The sequence below is a fragment of the Cyclobacterium sp. SOCE241 genome, from assembly GCF_056867545.1.
The window spans coordinates 487,108-511,038 of the sequence record NZ_CP149779.1 but is presented as its reverse complement, the minus strand read 5'-3'; the positions used below and the strand labels follow the sequence as shown (position 1 = coordinate 511,038).

General features: G+C 37.8%; 20 protein-coding genes and 4 pseudogenes. 2 read left to right on the top strand and 22 right to left on the bottom strand.

Annotation, left to right across the window (positions count from 1 at the left end; genetic code table 11):
• Positions 1-122: 122 nt before the first annotated feature.
• The 20 genes and pseudogenes from WG932_RS02390 to WG932_RS02295 all read right to left on the bottom strand — a co-directional run bounded on the left by WG932_RS02390 (position 123) and on the right by WG932_RS02295 (position 20,794).
• Positions 123-1,619 carry an IMP dehydrogenase gene (locus tag WG932_RS02390; RefSeq protein WP_149392374.1) on the bottom strand — a complete coding sequence of 499 codons (1,497 nt, stop codon included), beginning with the start codon at positions 1,617-1,619 and terminating at the stop codon, positions 123-125.
• Positions 1,620-1,950: 331 nt separating this feature from the next.
• A complete protein-coding gene (locus WG932_RS02385) occupies positions 1,951-2,238 on the bottom strand; it encodes a hypothetical protein (RefSeq protein ID WP_483086812.1) in 288 nt (95 codons plus the stop codon).
• Positions 2,239-2,541: 303 nt separating this feature from the next.
• On the bottom strand, positions 2,542-3,066 hold the full coding sequence (locus WG932_RS02380; protein WP_483086811.1) for a GDSL-type esterase/lipase family protein: 525 nt from the start codon (positions 3,064-3,066) through the stop codon (positions 2,542-2,544).
• Positions 3,067-3,089: 23 nt separating this feature from the next.
• Entirely contained in the window at positions 3,090-3,404 is a 315-nt protein-coding gene (locus tag WG932_RS02375) for a hypothetical protein (protein ID WP_483086810.1), read from the bottom strand.
• A gap of 412 nt (positions 3,405-3,816) precedes the next feature.
• Positions 3,817-4,500, bottom strand: coding sequence for a RagB/SusD family nutrient uptake outer membrane protein (locus tag WG932_RS02370; RefSeq protein ID WP_483086809.1), 684 nt, complete (start codon positions 4,498-4,500; stop codon positions 3,817-3,819).
• An 8-nt stretch (positions 4,501-4,508) separates the two neighbouring features.
• Positions 4,509-5,372, bottom strand: a complete 864-nt coding sequence (locus tag WG932_RS02365) for a RagB/SusD family nutrient uptake outer membrane protein (protein WP_483086808.1) — start codon at positions 5,370-5,372, stop codon at positions 4,509-4,511.
• A gap of 17 nt (positions 5,373-5,389) precedes the next feature.
• Positions 5,390-5,905 carry a hypothetical protein gene (locus tag WG932_RS02360; RefSeq protein ID WP_483086807.1) on the bottom strand — a complete coding sequence of 172 codons (516 nt, stop codon included), beginning with the start codon at positions 5,903-5,905 and terminating at the stop codon, positions 5,390-5,392.
• Positions 5,906-5,940: 35 nt separating this feature from the next.
• Entirely contained in the window at positions 5,941-8,496 is a 2,556-nt protein-coding gene (locus WG932_RS02355) for a SusC/RagA family TonB-linked outer membrane protein (RefSeq protein WP_483086806.1), read from the bottom strand.
• A 769-nt stretch (positions 8,497-9,265) separates the two neighbouring features.
• Positions 9,266-9,673 (bottom strand): GNAT family N-acetyltransferase, encoded by a 408-nt coding sequence (locus WG932_RS02350; RefSeq protein WP_149392380.1) that lies wholly within the window; start codon positions 9,671-9,673, stop codon positions 9,266-9,268.
• Between the two features lie 179 nt (positions 9,674-9,852).
• Positions 9,853-10,308: pseudogene (locus WG932_RS02345) on the bottom strand (RagB/SusD family nutrient uptake outer membrane protein); the annotation flags it as partial.
• Positions 10,251-10,658 (bottom strand): RagB/SusD family nutrient uptake outer membrane protein, encoded by a 408-nt coding sequence (locus tag WG932_RS02340; protein WP_483088556.1) that lies wholly within the window; start codon positions 10,656-10,658, stop codon positions 10,251-10,253. The pseudogene WG932_RS02345 and the gene WG932_RS02340, both read right to left, overlap by 58 nt.
• A gap of 805 nt (positions 10,659-11,463) precedes the next feature.
• The gene (locus WG932_RS02335) at positions 11,464-12,816 is read right to left on the bottom strand and encodes a SusC/RagA family TonB-linked outer membrane protein (RefSeq protein ID WP_483086805.1); all 1,353 of its coding nucleotides are present in this window, start codon (positions 12,814-12,816) and stop codon (positions 11,464-11,466) included.
• Complete coding sequence (locus tag WG932_RS02330; protein WP_483086804.1) at positions 12,816-14,369, bottom strand: SusC/RagA family TonB-linked outer membrane protein; 1,554 nt, start codon at positions 14,367-14,369, stop codon at positions 12,816-12,818. The genes WG932_RS02335 and WG932_RS02330 overlap by 1 nt, the downstream gene beginning before the upstream one ends.
• A gap of 757 nt (positions 14,370-15,126) precedes the next feature.
• Positions 15,127-16,071: a M14 family zinc carboxypeptidase gene (locus tag WG932_RS02325; protein ID WP_483088555.1), complete on the bottom strand. Its 945-nt coding sequence runs from the start codon at positions 16,069-16,071 to the stop codon at positions 15,127-15,129.
• Between the two features lie 5 nt (positions 16,072-16,076).
• Positions 16,077-16,319, bottom strand: a complete 243-nt coding sequence (locus WG932_RS02320) for a hypothetical protein (RefSeq protein WP_483086803.1) — start codon at positions 16,317-16,319, stop codon at positions 16,077-16,079.
• 173 nt (positions 16,320-16,492) lie between these two features.
• Positions 16,493-17,103: pseudogene (locus tag WG932_RS02315) on the bottom strand (DUF1501 domain-containing protein).
• A 23-nt stretch (positions 17,104-17,126) separates the two neighbouring features.
• Entirely contained in the window at positions 17,127-17,882 is a 756-nt protein-coding gene (locus WG932_RS02310; protein WP_483086802.1) for a DUF1501 domain-containing protein, read from the bottom strand.
• 52 nt (positions 17,883-17,934) lie between these two features.
• Entirely contained in the window at positions 17,935-18,756 is an 822-nt protein-coding gene (locus tag WG932_RS02305) for a DUF1553 domain-containing protein (RefSeq protein WP_483088554.1), read from the bottom strand.
• Positions 18,757-19,887: 1,131 nt separating this feature from the next.
• Positions 19,888-20,513 (bottom strand): annotated as a pseudogene (locus tag WG932_RS02300) (DUF1549 domain-containing protein); the annotation flags it as partial.
• An 83-nt stretch (positions 20,514-20,596) separates the two neighbouring features.
• Positions 20,597-20,794, bottom strand: coding sequence for a c-type cytochrome domain-containing protein (locus WG932_RS02295; RefSeq protein ID WP_483086801.1), 198 nt, complete (start codon positions 20,792-20,794; stop codon positions 20,597-20,599).
• 415 nt (positions 20,795-21,209) lie between these two features.
• Here WG932_RS02295 and WG932_RS02290 point away from each other — a divergent pair, with 415 nt between their 5' ends.
• Both WG932_RS02290 and WG932_RS02285 read left to right on the top strand, forming a co-directional pair.
• Positions 21,210-21,617, top strand: a complete 408-nt coding sequence (locus WG932_RS02290; protein WP_483086800.1) for a hypothetical protein — start codon at positions 21,210-21,212, stop codon at positions 21,615-21,617.
• On the top strand, positions 21,614-21,823 hold the full coding sequence (locus WG932_RS02285) for a hypothetical protein (RefSeq protein WP_483086799.1): 210 nt from the start codon (positions 21,614-21,616) through the stop codon (positions 21,821-21,823). The genes WG932_RS02290 and WG932_RS02285 overlap by 4 nt, the downstream gene beginning before the upstream one ends.
• A gap of 316 nt (positions 21,824-22,139) precedes the next feature.
• Here the strand turns inward: WG932_RS02285 and WG932_RS02280 are convergent, their stop codons facing one another.
• Entirely contained in the window at positions 22,140-23,438 is a 1,299-nt protein-coding gene (locus WG932_RS02280; RefSeq protein ID WP_014021844.1) for a TRAP transporter large permease, read from the bottom strand.
• A 3-nt stretch (positions 23,439-23,441) separates the two neighbouring features.
• Positions 23,442-23,929, bottom strand: a pseudogene (locus WG932_RS02275) (TRAP transporter small permease).
• Between the last annotated feature and the right edge of the window lie 2 nt (positions 23,930-23,931).

The following is a 23,931-nucleotide window of genomic DNA, read 5'->3' as shown; positions in this document are numbered from 1 at the left end:
TCATAAAAAAACCTATCCTGTTAAGTACAGGATAGGTCATGAAGCTTTACCACAAAGTGTCTTGCTAGGAAGCTACTTTATTTTCTTCTCCTAGGAATCCAAGTAGTTGGGTTTTAAAGGCCTTAATTTTTACCGTCTTTCACAATTACATCATGCGCACCACCTTCAATGATACTGGTCGATGATACCAAAGTCAATTTGGCATCGGATTGTAATTCCTTAATTGAGGATATTCCACAGCTACACATGGTTGATTTAGTTTTCCCAATAGTTTGGTCTAAATTATCTTTTAATTTACCTGCATATGGAACATAACTGTCTACGCCTTCTTCAAATTTCAAATTGTCCTTTCCTCCCATATCATAGCGTTGCCAATTTCTTGCTCTATTAGAACCCTCGCCCCAATATTCTTTGACATAATTTCCACCTACTAGAAGTTTTCTCGTCGGACTTTCATCAAAACGGGCAAAATACCTCCCCATCATCAAGAAATCCGCCCCCATGGCAAGTGCCAAGGTAATATGATAATCCTGGACAATTCCACCATCTGAACAGATGGGAATATATTCTCCACTTTCTATAAAATACTCATCTCTGGCTTTGGCAACATCGATAAGTGCTGTAGCTTGTCCTCTACCTATACCTTTCTGTTCCCTAGTAATACAGATAGAACCGCCCCCAACACCAACTTTAACAAAATCGGCACCAGCTTTGGCTAAATATAGAAAGCCTTCTCTATCTACCACATTACCGGCACCAATCAAAACATTGCCATCGTATTTTTCTTTCACATAAGAGATGGTGTCTTTTTGCCATTCTGAGAAGCCATCTGAAGAGTCAATACATAACACATCAACACCAGCTTCTACTAATGCAGGTACCCTTTCCTCATAATCTCTTGTGTTAATCCCTGCCCCTACGACCAACCTTTTCTTAGCATCTGACAGCTCGTTTGGGTGGTCTTTATGGCTGTCATAATCTTTGCGAAACACAAAATACTTTAATTTGCCATTCTTATCGACAATTGGCAAATTGTTCAATTTATGCTCCCAGATGGTATCATTAGCCTCATTTAATGTAATTCCATCCTTAGCTGTTATCAAATTGGATAAGGGTGTCATAAAATCTTTCACCTTCTTAGTCAAACTTTCCTTGCTAACCCTGTAATCCCTACTCGTTATTAGCCCTAATAGTTTACCACAAGAGGTGCCATCATCTGTTACTCCAACAGTTGAGAAACTCGTCTCTTTTTTTAAGGCCAATACATCCTCTAGCGTATGTTCAGGCGTTAAATTGGCTCTGCTTTCTACAAAACCAGCCTTATATTTTTTTACCTCCATCACCATTTTGACTTGATCTTCAATTGACTGAGAACCAAAGATAAATGACAAGCCTCCTTCTTTTGCCAAAGCGATGGCAAGTCCATTGTCTGATACCGATTGCATAATGGCAGAGACAAATGGAATATTTAAGGTGATTTTCGGAACTTCCCCTTTTTTATACTTAACTAATGGTGTTTTTAGATTTACTGCGTCTGGGGTGTTTGACTTCCTTGTTAATCCGGGTAATATCAAGTACTCGCTGAAGGTCCTTGAAATTTCATTTATTATATTTGCCATATTTTTTTTCAAATAAAATTCTACAAAATTAGAAAATAATTCTGGTAGATATGCTTAATTTATAATTTACCCTTCATTTTAAGCCATTACCTACTCTGCATCAAAGGTTTAGCATTTGAATTGATCTACCCATTTCTTTGTCAATAACTAAACGGTGATATTTATGCAATCTTAAAATAAGGATAATCGCCTTAACTAGTTTATAAAATTTTGTCAAAACTGCAGCGAATGGCTCTCAATTCACTGCAAATTAACCTTAATTTATTTCACCTTCAACCCCAACAATAACACCGCCATCCTTTATTACTGACATTGTTAATTTACTTTTGCTTTATACGCTTAACACAATTACCCCATCCATTTTATGTGAACCTGATGCAGATTGTTCGGCTAGGGTTTCCACATTTTTAAGTGTAGCACCAAGCCAATCTTTTGTGCGATTAATGTCATTTTGAAAATAAGGCACATTAAATTCTGGAATACTCGGTTGTTTGGCAATTGCCTTTAATTCCGCTTTTTGATCACCAAAATTGTCCAACGGAAAATTGTTGAATCCCAAATGTAGTGCAGGAGAATTCCCTGCAACCGTAATTTCCTCCGTTTCAGGAGAAACAAACATTGAGTTTCCATAAAGACTATTGGCATCAGTATTGTTTTATGAGCTAAGGCCAAAGACTCGGCAACAGGAAAAAGGTTATAATCCACTTCCTTACCCCAGTTAACTGATAATGAAACCACCCTGTCAGCCACGATGCATGGCGTGATCAAAACATCAAATTAGATTCCTTCCATGTCGCTACATGTACTTTGCTAAGGCATCTTCGGCATGGCCTTGCCAAGCACCTCCATTTTCATCGAAATTAGAATGCCTGGCCAGAACCCAACGGCTCTTGCAATTTTAAAGTATTAAAATAATTTGAAATTAATCTCCAATACTATCAATAAAAGGGCCTAGTGCTTCTCCCCAAATTTGATAACCGGCTTCATTTGGATGACAGAAATCAAGGGTAACCTTTTTGGTAAGGACCCCTTCAGATGTCAACATTTTAGATGAAATGCCTAACAAAGTTATGCTATTTTCCTTTGCATATTGCTTCAGTAAGTGGTTGGTTTCATTAATTAATAATCTCCGCGAATCGTCCGGCATTTCTTCACGAGGCATTATTTCCATTAAAACAATTTTTGCATTTGGTGTTTTAGAACGAACCTTATTATAAATAGCCAGAATCCCTTCAAGTATTTCAGCAGCTGTATTTTTTCGTGCATTTTCTGTTTCACTTGTATTGTTGGTTCCTATATGGATAACCACCAACTTGGGGGCTACACCATCCAGTTCCCCATTATTTAGGCGCCACAGCACATTTTGTGTTCTGTCCCATCCGAAGCCTAAATTAAGGACACGTCGGTTTTGAAAAGTTGACTCCCAAGAATTTGGGCCATTAGCCACTCTTAGGCTACCATCAGCATTTTTTAAGGGGGAAAATTTCCTCCCCAAAAATGGGTGATGGAATTTCCAATAAGCACAATTTCGGGATTTAATGAATCCTTTACCCCAAGTACATCATTATGGCGTTCCCACCAATCGTAACTGTCATTTTCAAGTTTTGGAACCGGTATTATGGCAGTATTGGTAGGTTTTAATTTATTACCCTCCTCCACTTCAACGCTTCGCTGTTTACAACCCCATATTAAAAAGGAGATATACATGCAATAAAGGATGCTTTTAAAAGGTTTCATTTCAAATAATCTAACAAGGGTTTTCGATGCACCAGTATATTTTTTCATACACATTAATTAGAAAGCAAATTAAGGAAAAGCTACCCAATTACCTTAAGGTATAGCTTTAAAGGTAATTCAAAGATTCTCTTTCCTACCCTTAATTGAAACTTAGAATAAAAAATTAAATCCTAGCAAATAAATTTGAGAGAAACCGGTTAGTTTAACATTAATTTTACTCGGTTGATGTAATAGGATTTTAGATAAGCGTTGTATTCGAAATGAATGGCAGAATATAACATCGAAATGGTGAACCTGTCTGCCGACAGCAAATAAAGTAGTTTTATTCCATATTTTAGGCTATAACATTATTTACCCCCTTTACTCTTATTCTTCGAAAGGGTAAATATAAAAAACCGCAAACGAATCATTTGCGGCTTTCCACTCTACTGTTATTTAATTTGTTCTATTCAATTAGCCTTTAATAATTAGGGTTTTGGGTAATATTATCGTTGATCTCCATTTCGACTTGAGGAATAGGCCATAAATAATCTCGATCTGCTCTGAAAGTTCTGGTCAATCCACTGGTTATGGTTTCCCATTCCCCACTGGCAGTATTGAGGTAATATAGCCCTTCTACTGTACCAACTTTTTCTTCTCCAATTTTCCATCGGTTCATATCATACAATCTTAATCCCTCAAAAGCCAATTCTACAGCTCTCTCATCCCGAATAATGGCTCTCAATTCTTCCTGAGATTTTCCTGAAGTTATGATAGGCATTTCCACTGTTGGTCTCTGCCTTACCTCATTGATTGCATCATATACGGAATCATCGATTTCACCCAATTCAATTTTTGACTCAGCATACATCAACAAAATATCCGCATAGCGAATCAAAATCATATTAATCGAGCCAGTATTAGGGTTGCTTCCATCTGCAGCAAAATCTACCCATTTCTTTAAATTGTACCCATTTACTGTAGAAAACTCAGAAGACCTGACCCTATCGGCCGTTGGACTATCTGGTAATGAGTTGAAAGTGCTTGTACCTATGGGCTGACCCGTGTAGTAAGTGGTATAATTCCAACGTGGATCGATATTCTCAAATGGGTCATTGGGGTTCTGAGGTCCCTTATAACCATATTTTAAAAATAGATTGTGCACGGGTTCTACTACAGACCCTCCCCAATCGAAGCTGCCGCATAAGAGAAGGCATTGTACGTATCCCCTCCCACAGCATATTGCCTATCAAAGATTACTTCCGAAGAATTTTGGCCGGCATATTGAAACAGGGCTTCATAATCAGGGTATAATTCGTAGATTCCAAGATCCATCACGGCCTTGGCAGCGTCTCTGGCCACAGTATACCTTTCATTCCTATAGGCAATCCGGGCTTTTAATGCTATGGCAGCCCCTAGGGTGGCTCTTCCCACCTCTTGAGAATAAGTAAGTGGAAGTTGATTTCCTTGAATTATTTGATCCAATTCAGCAATAACAAAATCAACCACTTCAGATTTTGCCGTTCTTCCTATATGGTCTGTAATTTCTAATGGATCTAAAATCAAAGGAACATCTCCCCAAAGACTACTCAACTGAGTATAAAAGAAAGCCCGTAAAAACCTCGCTTCTGCTTCGTAACGAGCAAGTAAATTCTCATCTCCCTGTTCTATTCTACCAATATTAGCTAACACATTATTAGCGCGCTGAACACCCCGGTAATACCTGTCCCACTGAGAGCCAATCGCCGCATTCACTGGATCAAAAGTCCCCATACATACGTCATGGAATGATCCCGGCCCTGAAGGAGCCCTAAAGCCAATGTCAGTGACGGCATCTAGTTCTTTGACCATGGCTTGTCCATCCAATTCTGCATAAATTCCATTTACAGCTAGATTTGCATCTTTTTCTTGTTGCCAATAGATAAGTTCAGAAACTTGGCCAGGTGGGATTAAATCCAGCCCATCATCACAACTGAAAAAGCCTAAAGCCAAATAGGACAGTCCTATGTATTTTAAAGTTTTATTTAATATTTTCATCGCTTTTCTATTTTAAATTAAAAGGTGATGTTTACTCCACCACTGAAAAGTTTGCTGTGAGGAAAGAACTGGCTTCTTCCTCTTGGTGTCTCAGGGTCGAAGAGTTCAGTCTCTGTAAATGTCAACATGTTTTCACCTGATACATATACTCTCAAATTGGCTACTACATTCTGGGGAATAGTATATCCGAACTGAAAGTTTTTTAACCTTAAGTAACTTGTATTTTGCAACCAAAAATCTGCTTCCATTAGGTTGGCGGAGTTACCCGACCTTACCATCGGCCATGTTCCATTTGGGTTTCTTTCAGGATGATAAGCCTCCCTTGCCATGGTCACCGGAATAAAATTGGTATAATTAGGCCCTTCCATCAATGCTCCATCCAAGGAGTGCTGTTGGCGCAACACACCTTGCCAAAACATAGAAAAATCAAACCCTTTGTAAGAGGCATTGAAACGCACGCCAAATTCATATCGTGGGTCTTCATTCCCCATGATATATTGATCCCCTGCCGGGTAAAGGGATTGAGAAATCACACCATCTCCATTTAAGTCTTCATAAATGATGTCTCCTATGGTAACAGTAGGAAATATGGTGGCAGGGTAGTTGTCCAGGTCTTCTTGGGTTTTATATATTCCGGGGATTTTAAACCTCTCAAAGAATTGATGGATTCACCTTCAGTCCATACCGTAAACTTGTCCGGAAAAAATGGCCCAGTACCCTTTAAGTCTTCAATTTTATTAACTACATCTGAAAAATTAATACCTACTGAATACTGAAAACCACTCTCAGAGGCCGGGGAACCATGATAATTTACAGCTAACTCCCAACCCTTGTTCGAGACAGCAGCTGCATTTTGTACTGGCGGGTCATAGCCAATCGTTCTTGGGATCGGCAGTTCTATCAAAATATCATCGGTATACTTGTAAAAATATTCAGCAATTACCTCTATCCTATCATCCATAAATCCCATATCCAAGCCTATATTAGACATGGTGGTAGTTTCCCAAGTAATGTCCGGATTGCCTGCACTTGTAATGGCAGTACCGGGAACCAGATTATTATTGAATTGATAGCCTGTACCTAAGTTGTAGGTATTGAGGTATCTGTACAAACCTATACTTTGGTTACCCAATTGGCCCCATGAGCCTCTCAATCTTAAATCACTGAATAAGCTACCATCATTGAGGAAATCTTCTTCTGAAATTCTCCATCCTGCGGAAAAAGATGGAAATACCCCCCAACGTTTTCCTTCTCCAAACCTAGATGACCCATCATAACGAACATTGGCCTGAAACATGTATTTGTCATCGAAACTGTAATTGGCTCTACCGAAAAACGACCTAAGTCTCCACTCTTGTGAATACCCCCCTGTTCTTTGGTTTTGCACATCACCTGCATTGATATCTCTCAGGTCATTGCTGAAAAAATTATCCCTATAGGCGGTTATTTGCTTAAATCGATTGTAGATTTCTTCATAGCCTGCTGTGGCTTGAACACTGTGCTTTTCAAAATTTTGGTCATAATTCAAATACAGTCGCTGACTCAATTCCCGCTGGTTGTCTTGACTTTCCGTGAGCTGTGAAGTTGCAAACCAACCTCCTACATTTACCAATTCACCTGTTACATAATTTCGCATTCCCGCCAAACTGTTCTGAAATATAAATCCATCTGTTGATTCAGTATTTAAGGTTACATTACCTTCCAATGAAAGGGCGTCATTGATGGTATAAGCAAAACCTAACTGGCCAAAAACATCATCACTAATTCTACTTGTCTCACCTTCTTGAACCATTGCGCGAGCATTCCACTGGCCGGAAACCAAATCATAGGTTCCATCAGGGTATTCCATCACAATGTTTCTATTGATATGCAATAAAGCCTGGGTGATGCGTTGACCGGTAAAACCGGGACCACTAAATCCTCTATTTCTATACATCAAGTTGGTTTTAATGGTTAGCTTGTCACTGGCATACATATCGGAATTTATCCGCATGGTAACTTGCTTGTTGTTAAAATTTTGTAGGATCCCATCGGTATCAGAATAATTGACAGAAGCAAAAATTCTCCCTGACTTCCCTCCGCTAGATAGTGAAATGGAATGCCTTTGTTGAAATGCATTGGGATTAAAGATTCCCCCTTCATAATCTGCAAAAGGATATTCCAAAGGATTTGTTCCTGCAGCCACATTTTCTATATAAGTTTCACTATAAGTTGGACTGGCACCAACATTCGCTTGAGCCTCATTTTCCAAACGCATCCATGTGACGGGATCCGTAGGTTCCGGGAAAAAGTTAGGATTTTGCCACCCTACGAAATTATTGTAACTGATTTTAACTTCTCCTTCTTCACCTCTTTTGGTGGTTACCAAGATTACTCCATTCGCAGCTCTGGAACCGTATATGGCTGATGATGCAGCATCCTTCAACACAGTGATGGAAGCAATATTATTAGGTTCTACAGTGCTAAGAGACTGTTCTACCCCATCAACTAGAATCAATGGGTTGGAATTATTTAATGTCCCTACCCCTCTGATTCTGATGCTTGTACTTTCGTCACCCGGAGCACCTCCATTATTTTGAATGGTAAGGCCCGGTGTGGTTCCTTGTAAGGCAGAAGCTGTATTGATTACAGGACGTCTGGCTAGATCTTCTCCTGATACTGTACTTACTGCCCCGGTAACATTCGCCCTTTTCTGAGTGCCGAAGCCTACCACTACCACCTCATCCAAGGAAGAAGTAGCTTCTATTAATGTTACATCAATAATAGAACGGTCACCTATCATAATTCGCTGGCTTTCAAAGCCAATAAAAGAAACAACCAATTCTGATCCTTCCGGAACGGTCAATGAATACTTACCGTCTAAATCCGTAGCAGTACCTATTGTGGTACCGGGAAGAGAAATCGTCGCCCCCGGGATAGGCTCACCGTTCTGATCTGTGACTGTTCCTGTGATTGTTACGTCTACCCTTATGGTTGATAATGAGGACACATCATTAAGGGCAGGTATTTTCTCATATAGGACATGGGCATGACCTTTATGGTTTGAGGGGTAAAATAGCTGAATAGCCATAAGGAATATCAATATTTTAATTGACAAATACCCCTTGAGTAGTCGTTTTTTCATAGCTTTGTAAACTTTAGTGTTGTTATATAAACTGCATTAAACGAGATCAAATGGATGAACCTGAGAAACTTACCCATTGATCTAATACTTTTACTGAAAGCCGTCTTTTAAAAGATGGCTTTCTCTTTTTTGGAGGTTTTATTACATATAAATCTACTTTTAAGGTTTGTGATAAATCGAGAGTCCCCTATTTAATTTTGAGGTAGTTTAATAAACTAATTGGGTCAAGGGTCAATTGAAAAATGAATCATAAAATCCGGCTTGAAATGCGGATTTAAACCAATCTGTATCGTTATACACTTTAACTATCTCCTTCTAAAAAATAAATAACATGGATCAAATGAATTTATTTTAAATTTATAAAGGAAGTCATATAACTTTTTAAACAGGATACCTAATTGCTATAATTTATTGAATCATCTTTAGCCTATCAGAATAGCTGTATTAAATTAGATAAAATTTCAGTTATAAGCAATACTAAAGAATAATTCATCAAATAAATCTAACCTTTTAATAAAAAAGAAGGTAAAAGATGGTAATAATGGCTTAAGTTGACATAATTATAGTCAAGAATTTAAAAAATAAAAGAAAATTAACATTAAAAAATATATTTTAAATAATAATAATCTAATGTAAATCCGGCAAAGTTACCGATATGGGTTAAAAAATAAGCATTTGGATTAGGAATCTTAATCTTGGCAAATCATTTTGTTTGGCTAGGCTTGGTTTTAATGAGACGACAGCTTAACTTCAATAATAAGTAGGTCTATCAATGTTCATCTCCTTGATAAATCCACATCGGCCGGGTTTCACCTGCCAACTCAAATCCTGATTTTTCATAAAAGCCAATAGATTCTCCATCTGCCGTTAACATATGCATGTGGAAGTTCTCATATTTCTTTTTGAGTATTGCGATAATATTTCTCCCTATCCCTCTCTTTTGATAGTCTGGATGAACCAATAAATGAGGATAATAAACGACCAAGTAGCCATCAGAAATTGCATTTCCAATGCCCACCAATTTTTCATCCTCCCAAGCTGAAACCAACCCATGGGAATTCAAAAGTGCTTTTGTCAATAGTTTGGGTTTATTTGCAGCAGTCCAGTTATTGGCCAAATAAAGTGCTACAATCTGATTTTCATCGATCACTCGAGTTTCTGAATAAGTAATTTCCATAATTTGATTTTATTGAGGGCTAAAAGGCGGAGATACTTTTAACATAGATATTACCCTATGTTGAAATTCACTAACAACTCACAAAGATGATTAGTCAATTTACAAACTTAAATCGCCATTAAACAAAAAGGCCCACTTAATAAGTAGGCCCTTTGGTAATTAAAGAAATAAGATATTTATTAATAACCCGGATTTTGAGTTAATCCCGGTTCCACTCTTAAACTGTTTTCATGAAAAGGCCAGCGGTAATTATGCGGTTGGAAAGAACGGTCTTCAATTTTTAAAGAAACCATTTCACCATTTTCCATACGTGTATGTCCCAAGGCAGGTTGATTTAATACGTCCTCTGCAATTTCCCATCGAATTATATCTTCGTATCTCAAGCCCTCACCCGCAAATTCAATTCTTCTTTCATTCCTGATTAAATTGATCCAATCTTCTTGACTAAAATCACTATATTCAGCCCCTGTAACATCAGCTATACTCATGTCTAAACCGGCTCTTTGTCTAATCATATTGATGCTCTCCAATGCTAAATCATCAATGTCATTCAACATGATTTTAGCTTCAGCATAAGTTAACAACACCTCTGCATACCGTAACAAACCAAAATCAAAATTCCCTCCCGATCTAAATGCGTCTGCTTCAGAGACAAATTTCTTAAACCAGAACCCAGATTTACTTGCTCTCTGATTTTCAAAAACATCGGGTTATTGGTATTGTAGATATCTATTGGCTCACCGTAAAATGTATCTCCATGCCCCATTATACTTGATTCATATCTTGGATCTCTATTTAAGTTCGGGTCTAATAAATACTCTTCTTCAGTATGGAGAGGGCAATTTGAGATAGACCTACCTTGGAGGGTCCAATACGAATCTACCAAGGCTTTTAATGGAACTACATACGACTGACCATTCCCCGTACGATAGTGTGGACCTAAATCTCGAAATGAATTGGTAGCACTATTGTTATGGCTTTGCATATCGAAATGCATTATAAATTCATTGTTTGTTGAAGCCCCTTCATATTGGAAAAGCTCCTCATAATTTGAATACAATTCATACTTTTCACTGTCCATTATCTCTTTAGCTAATTGGGCAGCTAATTCATAGCGACCGTTGTACAATGCATACCTCATGGTCAGCGCCTTGAAAGAATATTTATTGAACATATACTTGTCTGAAGTATATTCATCAGCGGGCAAACGTGAGGCAATATCATCAGCTAAAGGGAAAAGCTGGTTCAATATTTCTTCTTTAGGAGTAGTAGGCTGAAGTGCATCCACCAAATCAGCAGGCTGTAAATGAAAAGGAACATCTCCCCACCTGAAGGTAAGCTTAAAATAATGCCAAACTCGTAGTGCTTCTAAAATGGCTTTGTATTTTGTTCTTACTGCCTCATCTTCCACATAGGGTATATCTGCATTTTCCACAAAAGTATTTAACCTACCCAAATGCTTCATTTGTAATTCGTAGTAGAAAAGAAATGCTGAGGTAGTACTATTGATATTTCCATTAGCTATTCTTTGGTGATGATGCCCGTCTACCCTACTGTATGCATTATCAGATTTACCTTCCTCCATGTAAAATAAAGTCTGATGAGAACTTGGATGAGTAAAAACATCCAAGTAACTACTATAAACTACCCTACGTAAATCTTCTTCATCGTTAAAGAATTCAACAAATGAGGTTGCAGTTGGATCCGTTTTATCAAGAAATTCAACACAACCTGTAAGGCTAAGTCCAATTATTGCGAATATTATTAGTATTTTTCTCATGGTTTCCTTCTTAATTTATAGTGGCTTTAACTCCCAAACTAAAAGTTGCCATCCTCGGATAATTACCATTTCCTCCATCTCTTTCCGGCTCTAAACCTTCCCACTTAGTAAATGTAATTGCATCCTGAGCATTAAAATATATCCTTACGCTATTGATATTGCGTCCAATTTTAGGAACAGTATAACCTAATTGTAACATTTTCACCCTAAAGAAAGCTGCATTGCTAAGCCAAACATCACTTAGTAAAGCATTCGGACTAGAACCTGTCCAAACCCTAGGGAAACGGCTATCAGGTGTTTCCGGTGTCCATCTGTTATTCATGTAATATTCTCTTGGAGCACCAAGGTTGTTATTTACACCATCCATTAAAACCGGATAGCCTTCCATTCCATTTAATCTTCCTAACCTTTTACCTACTCCCTGTCCTAGAAAATTAAAATCCCAGCGACGAAATCTTAAATTGAAATTAATTGAATAGTTTAGGTGAGGAAAAGGGTCTCCAAGATTAATTTTATCCTCATCATTAATTACACCATCACCATTTTTATCCTTGTATTTGATATCACCGGGATAAGTATTGGGTAATTTTGCTTCAGTACCATCAACTTCCTCCCAAGTCTGGAAATAACCGTCACTTTCGTAACCAAAATAGTTGTCTATTGCAATTCCTTCATACCAGATTTTATCTTGATTACTTTTAAAAATCAAGGTATCAGATCGATTATATCCTGCTTTAAGCACACGGTTTTGGTTATCAAAGAAGATACCACCAATACTATAATCTACCTCTCCAACCTTATCGCCATAATTAGCAGAAAATTCCCAACCTTTATTCTCGACTTCACCAATATTCACTGAAGAGGTTAAATAATAAGAACCTGTCAATGGTGGCACCGGAAAATCAGAATAAATTAAGTCATAAGAGAATTTATGATAGTATTCAGCCGTCAAGTTTAATTTATTATTAAAAGTAGTCAGGTCCAAGCCAAAATTTGATTGTCTTTGTTTTTCCCAACTAAAATCGGGGTTCGGTACGCGCATGGTCCACCCCCAAGTATTAACTACTTCCTGCCACAAATAAGGGTCGACGTTTTCATTACCGATTAACCCATAAGATGCCCTAAATTTTAAATTATTCACAACCCCCGAACTTATTAACCCATTCATAAATGACTCATTGTGAACATTCCACGCAAAAGCACCGGATGGAAAAAATCCCCATCTATTATTAGGTGCGAATTTACTTGAACCATCACCTCTGGCTGTTACTTCCAATAAGTACCGGCTATCATAAGAATAGTTTAATTTTGTAAAAAAGGAAGATTTAGAAAACTCTCGATAATCTGTGTAAGTATTGTTCATTATCTCAGCACCCCCAATAAATAAATTTTGTCTTGGCCTTGCCTAAGTTCCTTTTCATAATTAATCAATGCTCTAGCTGTAACTTGGCTTTGGCTTACTCCCTGACTAGCACCAACAGAGTTACTCCAAATATTAACAGGTTTACCATCACCATCAAAAAATTTATAGGTCAACCTTTTGTATTTATTGGCAGACTTATTTATCATATATGAAACATTGCCTTCTACGCTTAGGTTTTTATTAATAAAATACTTAGGTCGAAGGTTAATTGTGCTTCTATCATGTAATGCATTCCATGATCCACCATGCTCTATTGATGCCAATGGATTAATATTATTATGTAGAATGTAATTGTCCTCTAATTCTGATTCATAGAATATAGGCTGAGTTGGATTCATCCTCCAAGCCAGTTGATATAGCCCGTGACCGTCACTATTGGCTTGTAATCTATCAACCTGCAACCTATGAGCATAAAAATCCGCAAGTAAAACAAATTTGTCTGCGATATTAATATTTGTATTAAAACGAGCCGAAAACTTATTTGATCCTTCCAACTCATTCATCCCGTTTTCATCAATATAACCTAACATTAAATTGAATGTACCAACTCCTCCACCTCCAGATATACTTGCAGAAGTATTGTGTGAATAAGATTGTCGTTGCATGATCTTATCAAGCCAGTTAACATTTGTGTAATTTCCATTCTCTGCAGCTGCTATGTCTTCATCAGAAAATAAAAGGGATTGGCCTTGATAACCTCTTGCTTCATTGTTAAGTTGCATATAGTCTGGTGCTCCAACAAAATCCGGTAAGTCTATGGGATTATGTAAAGCACCCCAAGAATGCAAATTAACCTTAAACTGTCCTGTTGTTCCACGATCTGTTTCGATAATTATCACACCATTTGCTCCTCTAGAACCATAAAGTGCAGCCGAAGCAGCATCTTTTAATACAGTGATATTTTTAACCTGATTGGGGTCAATATCAGTTAAAGATTGCTCCATCCCATCAATAATTACTAAAGGTCCGGCATTTTGTAAAGTACTAATACCCCTGATTGAAATAGAACCGGGGACACTGCCTGGAAGATTATTTCCCTGCATCAAAGTAACACCGGGAATTGTTCCACTAAACGCTTCTTCCAATTTAAAAATCGGACGGCTTTTTACTAAATCCATATCAAGCTGCTCTACAGATGAAGCCAAATGCTGTCTTTCAACCTCGCTAAAACCAACAACTACCACTTCATTCAAATCCACACTTCCTTCTAGAAGGGTTACATCAATGACATTCTTTCCATTTGTACTAATTTCCTGACCGTTAAAACCAATCATATTGAAAATTAAGGTAACATCTCCGGGCACTGAAATACTATATGTCCCATCAAGATCAGTAGTAGTTCCAGCAGTTGACCCTTTGATTAACACCAATACAGAAGGGATGGGCTCACCCGATTCATCAGTAACTTTTCCCGTGATACTACGCTGTTGAGCCATTAACGTGCAAATTGGCAACATCAACAATAATAGTAGGATAATTCTACTTTTATACATATTGAAAATTTTAATAATTGTAAAATATTTAACAAATAATTGAATTTTTATTAAAAAAACACTTTTTAAATATTACTCAACTAAATAATTCTTGACTCTACCAAAAATTATTTAAATTAAAACAGAATAAATTACCTCATATTTTACCTCCTTTCTTATTTTAATTTTAATTTTTTACATTAAGACATCACATATATTTCATTATTTTAAAAAAGAAAGTTAAATATAGTTAATATTTATTCATTTCAAAATCTAGTTATAATATTTATCAATAAATTAATACTATCATTATTTTTAATACTCATAAATAAATTAATAACTGGTATAGCCATTTAATCAATAAACCTAAAAGGTTAAAAAATCTATATTTTGGAAGACTTTCAATAATAATCAGATCACAGCAAACCCCGACAAAAAATTGATTAACAACAATTTACAGTTACTTGAAAAACTGTTTTCTTTGCAAAAAATTACAGGCTAGAAACATGAGATTTACTTCTTACTACGATTACAAATGACACCAAACAAAAATTAAAAGTCCACCCATATTGAAATCACATCACAATAGCTTTTAGGTAAGGATTTAAAAAAATAAATCATTGCATATATGCAGCCACTTAGAAGTAAATTTACACCGTTTGGCAAGCAGGTTAACGGGAGATCAATCACTAAAATGGTATAAAAATACTGAGGCTAGAAAGACTAAAAAGAATTGAATCTCGTTAATGGCTTACTAATACATAGCCCTATTGATTGGCTAAAAATCCAAATACTCCGAAAGACCTATTATCAAATCTTTCCCAAATAGACGGGCTTTTTCTTGGGTCACTACTTGACCATTATTGATCCCGAAAGGAAACTCCAATGTGCCGGTCATAATCAATCCCTCATCTAAAAATCCTGATGCCCATTTACTGAAAGAGTAGCCTTGTTCATAATTGCTCCCCTTATTCCAAGCTGTACCAAAAGCAAGGAAACCTGTTTTGCTATCCATTTTTAATGGCCCTCTTTGAACTTGAATCAGCGTCTTAACAAAGTTCTCTTGGGCCGCAGCTATTCGCTCGTCTTCATTCCCTACAAAATAAACCCATTCATTGTTTTCTCCCTTAATCCAAGGATTGTGGAGATCGATCCCTATCCATGGTAAACCTGCCAACCATTTCGGAATCTCCTCCCGTATTGCCCTTGTACTTGTATAAAGGCTTTTTCCTGAATAATCTCGATTATGATCTCTGGGACTGCGGTACTTACCTTGATCCCCTTGTTCAACTCCATCCTTATCTAAAAAAGGGATTATCATTATTTCAGCCTTTTCTAAAAGTTTTTTCATCAAAGGATCTTCAGAATGTAATGCATCAATCATCCCTTCTATAATGTAATTGCTCATCATTTCTCCGGCATGTGCTCTAGCTGTAAACAATACCTTAAACTTTGGCTTAACTCCAAAATCGCTTATCAGTAGCTGTTCCACTTCTCTTCCTCCACGCGTGGTACTGAGTACAGCATTTTTTATGTATTTGGAAGAATTGTACTTCATCATAAACTTATCAAAGTTTTTTTGGGTATAAGCCATCCCCATACTTAACATAACAGGCTTCCCATCTCCAGAAAAACTATAACTAAAAAGATCCGACCCAAGGTGATTTTCCTGATCAATCCAATGCCAATTATAACCGCCATCTGTGCTGTAAGCAGCTCCCATATTGCTCAAAACATTAGGCTTGGTAGTTTTAAAAAACCATTTTTTATTGGAGGTGTTTTTAACAGAAAAACACCAGTAAAACCATTCTCTTGGGGTATCTCTGAGATCAGGTTTAAAAAAATGGTATCGCCTAAAATCTTTTCAATAATAACATTCCCTCCCGGGAAATCACTTTCTATTGTTGGGATATGAGCCGTTCTATTGGCAAAATTCAGCTTGTTTGCGGTCCCTACTCTTAAGGGATTCATTAACACTTCTTGGCTGCGTAGCTCTTGGGTGACAAACAGGATGATGGCAAAAAATATATGGAATCAATTTATTCAATAACATAAATGGAAAGGCTAAAGTAATTATTAGGAAAATTGATTTTCATTGAATTTTAAGATGCATGAAAATTGAAACCGATAAGTTACTGGCCTACTTAGGCAAGAATGTCTTTCACCACATTTCCATGAACATCAGTTAATCGAAAATCTCTTCCCCCAAAATGATAGGTTAATTGTTTATGGTCTACTCCCAACAATGATAGTATGGTGGCGTGAAGATCGTGAATGGTAACTGGATTTTCTATTACTCTATATCCATATTCATCTGTTTGGCCATAAATAGCACCTTTTTTATTCCGGCACCAGCCATCCACATACTAAAAGCAGAGGGGTTATGATCCCTACCATCAGCACCTTGAGCAAAAGGGGTCCGCCCAAATTCTCCTGTCCAGACTACCAAAGTTTCTTCCAATAGCCCTCTGGATTTTAGATCTTTTAGTAATCCTGCAATAGGCTGATCTACAGCATGAGCATTTCGTTCATGCCCATCCTTAAGGCTATGATGCTGATCCCATCGATCAATCCCACTCATATAAGGACAGGTGAGCTCCACAAACCGAACACCTCTTTCCACCAGTCTTCTCGCCATTAAACATTGGGCACCATAATTCCTCGTATTCAAATCTTCATCGAATAGTCCGTATAATTTTTGTGTGGCCTTACTTTCTGCAGAAAATTCTGTCAATTCGGGTACTGAAGACTGCATATGATAAGCCAATTCATAATTTTTTATTGCAGCCTCAATTTCACTTGAACTCCCTCCTCTTGGGCGTCCATTTCATGTATAAAGTCCAACTTTTGCTTTTGATATTTTGCTGAGATACTATCAGGCTTGATATTCGCCACGGGTGTATGGCCTGTTTTCATAATAGATGCTTGATAGTCTGCAGGCAAAAATCCATTTTTAAAATTATCAACTCCGCCCGGTGGTATTAAGCCTCCATCCAACACCACATACCCCGGCAAGTTGCTGTTTTCTGTCCCCAAACCGTAATTAACCCAAGCCCCCATACTGGGCCTCCCTTGCAAACCACTTCCTGTATGAAGAAAATAATTGGCATTGGTATGTTCCGGAAAATCTGAAACCATGGATCGGATCAAAGCCAAATCATCTGCACAACCGGCTATATGGGGAAACAATTCACTTACAGCTAAACCGGATTCACCATACTGCTTAAATTCCCAAGGGCTTTTAAGAATTTTACCATTGTTATTAAACTGAGTGGCATCTATCTTGAATTTAGGATCCATCCCATTTTCTTTAGTAAGGCGGGGTTTGGGATCAAATGAATCAACTTGAGAGACCCCTCCATCCATGTACAAAAAGATCACATTTTTAGCCTTTGGAAGGAAATTGGGTGCTTTGGCCAACTGACTAAGCAAGGCTTGTGACTCTGGATCTGTAGATTTACAAGCACTACCTAAGCTCCCCATCATCCCCATGAGTGCCAAAGATCCAAATCCACAGCTACTTATTTTCAACATCTCCCTCCTGCTTAAGGACTTATTAAGAAAAGGCTTGTGATAATTCATGGGTTTACATTAAATAAATAAATGATTTCATATTAAATAAAGCATGGCAATATTCTTTCCATGCCAAAACATCTAGGTCTTTATCTGTTTGTGCATGACTTGACAACTGAATTTTGGTTTTATTGACAAAAGCCAATCCCTTACTCATTTCATCAGCTGAAGGGAGTCTTGCAAAAGCTCTCAAATAAGCATCATTAATCTTATCTTCATCTTTTATCAAATCCCTATTATTCAATAGTTTAATCGCCATATGATTTGCCTGTTCGGCAATAAATGGGTCATTCATTAAAAACAAAGATTGAGCAGGTACATTGGTTACATCTCGCTTTCCGAAAGTAGTAAAGGGAGTAGGCCTGTCAAAGGCCGTCATCATGCGATCCAAAAAGTTTCTTCTAACTTCCAGATAAACTGACCTCCTTCCATTTCCATCTAATGGCCCAGAATCTCCTGGTCTTCCCCTTCCTTGCATAAAGTCAGTCAAGTGGACAGGTACCGGCTTACCAAACATGGTACGATCCAAGGTGCCCGCTGCTTTTAAAACAGCATCCCTGATTCCTTCGGCCTCAAGTCGCCTAATAGAATAACGGCTCAGGTATAAATTGTCTGGATCCATGGCCATGCTACCTTCGTAAGTACTCCTTTGAAAAGCTTGTGTAAGCACCATATTTTTTATCATGGTCTTTATAGACCATGAATTTTGGACAAATGCCAGAGCCAAATAATCCAATAATTCCGGATGAGTAGGTAACTTACCTTGAAGGCCAAAATTATCCACTGTTTCTACCAGACCTTTGCCGAAAACATGGTGCCAAATTCTATTCACCATTACTCTAGAGGTAAGCGGATTATCCGAAGCCAGCATCATTTCAACCATCTGCTGTCTGCCACTCCCCTTTCCGCGATAAGGCTGTTGGGATTCAAATATTCCTGAAAGGAAACTTCTAGGAACCTTTTCTTTACTAGGATCCGAATGATTTCCACGGATAAAAATGGAACTTTCTCCTCCAAACCCCTCTGTCACTCCCTGAATAAAAACACTGTCTTTTACCAATCTTCCTAGGGAATCGCACTCCATTTTTAAAGCCAGTGCAGATGGAAAATCCTTTTTCAACTTCCCTTTAGTTATTTTCTCATTGAGAAAGGCAATTTCTTTTGCGGAGCTTTCCCCATTCACCCAATGCTTAACCGCTTGAGAAAAGGGAACCTCAGTTTCTGAATCATTTAATTCTGGCGTTTGCCATACTTCATCAAAAGAAATTGCATATTCAGCCTCTATATAGGCATCCTCTTTCTGGATGTATTGATGTCTGACAAAGGATCCGGGTAGAATTTCAATATATACCTTGCGTCCTTTCCAGGCACTTAGATCAAAAGTATAGTTTTGCCAAACTTCATCATTCACTTTTTGATCCAAACCACCATAAATAGGATAACTTATCAATTGAAAATTTTCCATTACTATACGGATACTTGCGCCTTTACCCCTCGCTTTAACACCAATGAAATTCTTGTCAACTGTAAAATCCGGGGACCTCAAAGCTCCCCAAATCCCTCTGCCAAATTGTTGACTGGAGGCAAATCCCGGCGATAAGGCTTTTAAGGTCTTTGAGGTAGATGAAAATATTGGTTCCCCTAAAGCAGTACTAGCTCCAAAAGCCAAACCATCTGCTTTCCAACCTTGTAAATTTAACCCTCTAAAATCAGCAATAACATCTACAGTTTTAGCTGATTCCGGTACTGTCTTAATATTTACAAACCGGACTGGTATACTGTCTACATCCGTAGGCACAGCCCATTCTTTGGCCATCAAGGATTTAATTTTTCTCTTTAATTCAGTGGCTTTTGAAACTGTATTAAATTTTATTTGGGCATTTCCTACCGGTAAAGGACTGAACCTGGTACTTCCTAGCATTCCATAAAGTCCATAATAATCTGCAGTAGGTATAGGATCAAATTTATGGTCGTGACATTTGGCGCAAGCCACCGTCAAACCTTGAAAGCTTTTTCCTACCACATCTATCATATTGTCTATCCGGTCAGCCTCATCCTTTTTAATATCTACCGGACTATGGGTTCCTTCACTCATCGTAAAAAACATGGTTCCTAAGGATGATTCATTCTCTCCTGAAACGGGATTTTCTCGGGGAGGTGAAAGAATATCTCCCATAAGCTGTTCTTTCAGTAATTGATCATAGGGAACATCTTGATTAAAGGCCCGAATTAAATAATCCCTAAATCTCCAAGCTCCCTGAATTTGATAATCAAACTCATGACCTTTGGTCTCTGCATACCTCACCACATCCATCCAATGACTGGCCCATTTTTCTCCAAATGCAGGATGATTAAGGTATTCATCTACCAACGCTGTATAAGCTTCCGGACGCTCATCGACTACAAACTGCTTCACCCTTTCTATATCCGGGGAAGGCCTGTTAAAACAAATGACAACCTTCGTATCAACTGGTATTTATCTGCTTTACCACTTATCTCGAGGCCCTTTTCGTCAATTTTTTCATTAATCAAGGCATCAATTTGTTCACTAAAGTCACCCTTTCCCACTTTTTTGTTCGTCTCCGGAGGCATAAAAGCCCAATGAGGCTCATATTCAGCACCTTCTTCTATCCATTTTTTAATAAGGGCCACCTCATAATCAGACAAATCTTGCTTTAAGAGGGAGGCGGCATTACCACTTCGGGATCATCACTTGTAATCCGATCAATCAGAGCGCTTTGATGAACAGCAGCAGGTACAATGGCAGTTTTACCACTTTCCAAGCGCATGGTGGCGCCTTCTTTTAGGTCTAAACGAAGACCTGCCTCTCTACTACTTGGATCAGGCCCGTGGCAGAGGTAGCATTTCTGCACGAGGATTGGTTTAATATGAAAATTAAAATCTACTTGGGCGGGTAAAGCTTGATTGCTTTCTTGTTTACAAGAAAGTAAAACGGAAAAAACTAGCATTACAAAAAATGCAGGTAACAAATAAAAATAACCCCGCCAATTGAGCATTAACATTCCGAATATTATTTAGACTTTTAAATTATTTTAGGTCAATAACCTTCAATTTACTTTTTTTTACAAATACTTCAATGGCAAATGAAGGAAAATACTGCCAATTCATAATATTACACGAAGTTTATCCATCTCTGCACAACGGAATTTCAGATTCATAAAAATTTAATGAAATCGATTGCTACATAAACAATATGTAAAATAAACTTGACATTATGAATACTTAACTTATCTTTGTGTAAAGTTTGTTTTACAAAATGTATAAAATATGGAAACTCAGAATTGGAAAAACCACCGCAAGCAGATTACTAAAGATTTAGCAATATGGACGGCGTTATGGTTGATAACCCTCGCTTTGGTAACCTTTGGACATCAATTTTTGTGGAATGAAAATTCTCTTTATACTTGGATAGGCTTTACTGTAAATTTATTTTTTGCCGGAGGTTTGTTATTGGCAAACATTCGCTTTCTCAAATCCCTTGATGAATTGGAAAAGCAAATCCAATTGGAAGCCATGGGTATTGCCTTGGGTGTAGGAGTATTTGGTGGTATTTCATTTAACTTGATGGACAATACCAATTTAATTCCGGTCGATGCTGAAATTTCATTTCTAATCATTGCAATTAGTCTCACTTATATGATTGCAATTGCAATTGGGAAAAAGCGCTACCAATGAAAAATAATTTAAAAGTTCTCCGTGCTCAAAAAATTGGACGCAAGCGGATCTCGCAGACAGCCTGGCTGTTTCTCGACAAACCATTAACGCCATTGAGAAGGGGAAATTTGATCCAAGTCTGCCGCTTGCCTTCCGAATCGCCAAACTATTTGGCTGCACTATTGAAGAAATATTTGATGATGAAAGCGAAAATTGAACCCGGGTAATGCTTTAGGGTTCGGGAACCTATCGTCTGTTTACTGCGTGCAATCGAATAAAAATCTGCTATGTGGAGACTTTTGCAAAAAGTCCCTATTTTAAAATTGAAATCAGCAAGTAATCAACTGATTTTGAAGCAATTTCAGCAGATAGAAGAAGGCCTTTTGCCTATTACAGGTTTAACAAATACTAATCAAAAACTAAATGATAGAAATAATTCATGGTAAAAATTAAACCTATCGCGAACAACCTATCATGGTACTATGACAAAAAAACTCCTCAACCGCAATGGATGAGGAGTAGAATATTTTAATAAATAATGGTTTACAATCCAAACACGGAAGGCAACCAAAGTGTAAGCTCCGGCACCAATGTGATGATAAGAAGCCCTAATAACATGGCTACAAAGAAAGGGAGCAAAGGGAAGAAAACCTTGGCGATGGTAGTTTTGGCTACTCCCACCCCAATAAACAACACTGAGCCAACAGGAGGCGTACAGACTCCTATACATAAATTCAAAACCATCATGATTCCAAAATGAACAGGGTCAATACCCAAAGTTACCACTGCAGGTAAAAAGATCGGGGTAAAGATTAAAACTGCCGGAGTCATGTCCATAAATGTTCCAACGAAAAGTAAGATTAAATTAATCATAATTAATATTACAAATTTATTATCACTCAAGGTCAATAAAGCTGAACTTATTGATTGAGGGATATTTTCACTGGACATTGCCCAAGACATACTCATTGAAGTAGCGATCAGTAACATCACTATGGCTGTGGTTTCTGAACTTTTCAATAAGATGGCCGGAAGGTTACTTAGTTTTATTTCACCATATATAAAGGAAAGGACCAAAGTATAAACAACAGCAATAGCAGAAGCTTCTGTAGCAGTAAATACCCCAATGACAATCCCCCCAATCACCACAACCAAAAGCATTAGGCTAGGAAAGGCTGCCAAAAATTTGGAGGCCAATTCTTTAACACTGGTGGGCTCTCCGGGCTTAAGCTTGTGCTTTTTAATAAAGATTGCTGCAGTAATCATCAAGAACATCCCAATGAGCAAACCGGGAATATAACCTGCGATAAATAATGCTGCAATAGAAACACCTCCACTGGCTAAAGAATAAACGATAAGCACATTCGATGGAGGAATAATCAAACCGGTGGTAGAGGCAGTAATATTTACAGAGGCGCCAAGTTCTCTTGGGTAACCTTCTTTTTCCATACGAGGACCCAAAATTCCTCCAATGGCCGAAGCCGCTGCTGCTGCAGATCCTGCAATGGCTCCAAATAGCATGGCTGCAATAACATTTACGTACAATAAGCCACCAGGAAGCCTTCCTGTCATGGCCTTCGCCAAATCAATCAGTCGGTTGGCTATTCCTCCTTTGTTCATAATTTCACCTGCCAAGATAAAAAATGGAATGGCAAGTAAGGCAAAACTATCCAGCCCCACTCCCATTCTTTGGGCAATTGTGGTGGCGGAAGGAACTGAGGCAATGGTGACCGTTAGGGTAAGAAAACTTGAAAACCCCAGGGCCCAAGCAACAGGCACCCCTATGCCCATCAGAATAATAAAACTAACAATCAGTATAAGTATGCTTAAATATTCTTCCATGGTTTAGCTATTTTGGGAATTCTTTTGGTTCATTAATATTTTAAGGTCTACCAGTTGATAAAAAAGAACCAATAAACCTGAGAATGGGATCATCATATACACATAAGCCAATGGCAATTGAAGGGTAGCGGATTTCTGTTCCAAAATAAAAGTTATATAAACCAAATTGGTCCCTCCCATAATCATCACAGGAATTACAAATAATATTATTACCACATTGATGACCATCAATAATTTTCTTTTGCTTCTCCTGTCAATTTGGTTGGCAATATATCAATTGCCAAGTGATTACCTTGGCCGGCCACATAAGCAGCCCCTAGCATACCTAGCCAAACCAACAAATACCTCGAAAGCTCATCTGTAAACGAACTTGGAGATTGGATAACGTACCTGGAAAAGACCTGCCAGGTTACATTCATCACCATTACAGCCATTATGACCATAAGCATGACCCCTACAACTTTATCTAACTTTGATTTAAAACTGACCATCG

Coding starts and splice junctions, on each gene's coding strand:
- WG932_RS02390 (WP_149392374.1), bottom strand. CDS start 1,619: ATGGCAAATATAATAAATGAAATTTCAAGGACCTTCAGCGAGTACTTG.
- WG932_RS02385 (WP_483086812.1), bottom strand. CDS start 2,238: ATGTTTGTTTCTCCTGAAACGGAGGAAATTACGGTTGCAGGGAATTCT.
- WG932_RS02375 (WP_483086810.1), bottom strand. CDS start 3,404: ATGAAAAAATATACTGGTGCATCGAAAACCCTTGTTAGATTATTTGAA.
- WG932_RS02365 (WP_483086808.1), bottom strand. CDS start 5,372: ATGAAAATATTAAATAAAACTTTAAAATACATAGGACTGTCCTATTTG.
- WG932_RS02355 (WP_483086806.1), bottom strand. CDS start 8,496: ATGAAAAAACGACTACTCAAGGGGTATTTGTCAATTAAAATATTGATA.
- WG932_RS02350 (WP_149392380.1), bottom strand. CDS start 9,673: ATGGAAATTACTTATTCAGAAACTCGAGTGATCGATGAAAATCAGATT.
- WG932_RS02340 (WP_483088556.1), bottom strand. CDS start 10,658: ATGCAAAGCCATAACAATAGTGCTACCAATTCATTTCGAGATTTAGGT.
- WG932_RS02335 (WP_483086805.1), bottom strand. CDS start 12,816: ATGAACAATACTTACACAGATTATCGAGAGTTTTCTAAATCTTCCTTT.
- WG932_RS02330 (WP_483086804.1), bottom strand. CDS start 14,369: ATGTATAAAAGTAGAATTATCCTACTATTATTGTTGATGTTGCCAATT.
- WG932_RS02325 (WP_483088555.1), bottom strand. CDS start 16,071: ATGGGAGCTGCTTACAGCACAGATGGCGGTTATAATTGGCATTGGATT.
- WG932_RS02320 (WP_483086803.1), bottom strand. CDS start 16,319: ATGAATCCCTTAAGAGTAGGGACCGCAAACAAGCTGAATTTTGCCAAT.
- WG932_RS02310 (WP_483086802.1), bottom strand. CDS start 17,882: ATGTTGAAAATAAGTAGCTGTGGATTTGGATCTTTGGCACTCATGGGG.
- WG932_RS02305 (WP_483088554.1), bottom strand. CDS start 18,756: ATGGTGAATAGAATTTGGCACCATGTTTTCGGCAAAGGTCTGGTAGAA.
- WG932_RS02290 (WP_483086800.1), top strand. CDS start 21,210: ATGGAAACTCAGAATTGGAAAAACCACCGCAAGCAGATTACTAAAGAT.
- WG932_RS02285 (WP_483086799.1), top strand. CDS start 21,614: ATGAAAAATAATTTAAAAGTTCTCCGTGCTCAAAAAATTGGACGCAAG.
- WG932_RS02280 (WP_014021844.1), bottom strand. CDS start 23,438: ATGGAAGAATATTTAAGCATACTTATACTGATTGTTAGTTTTATTATT.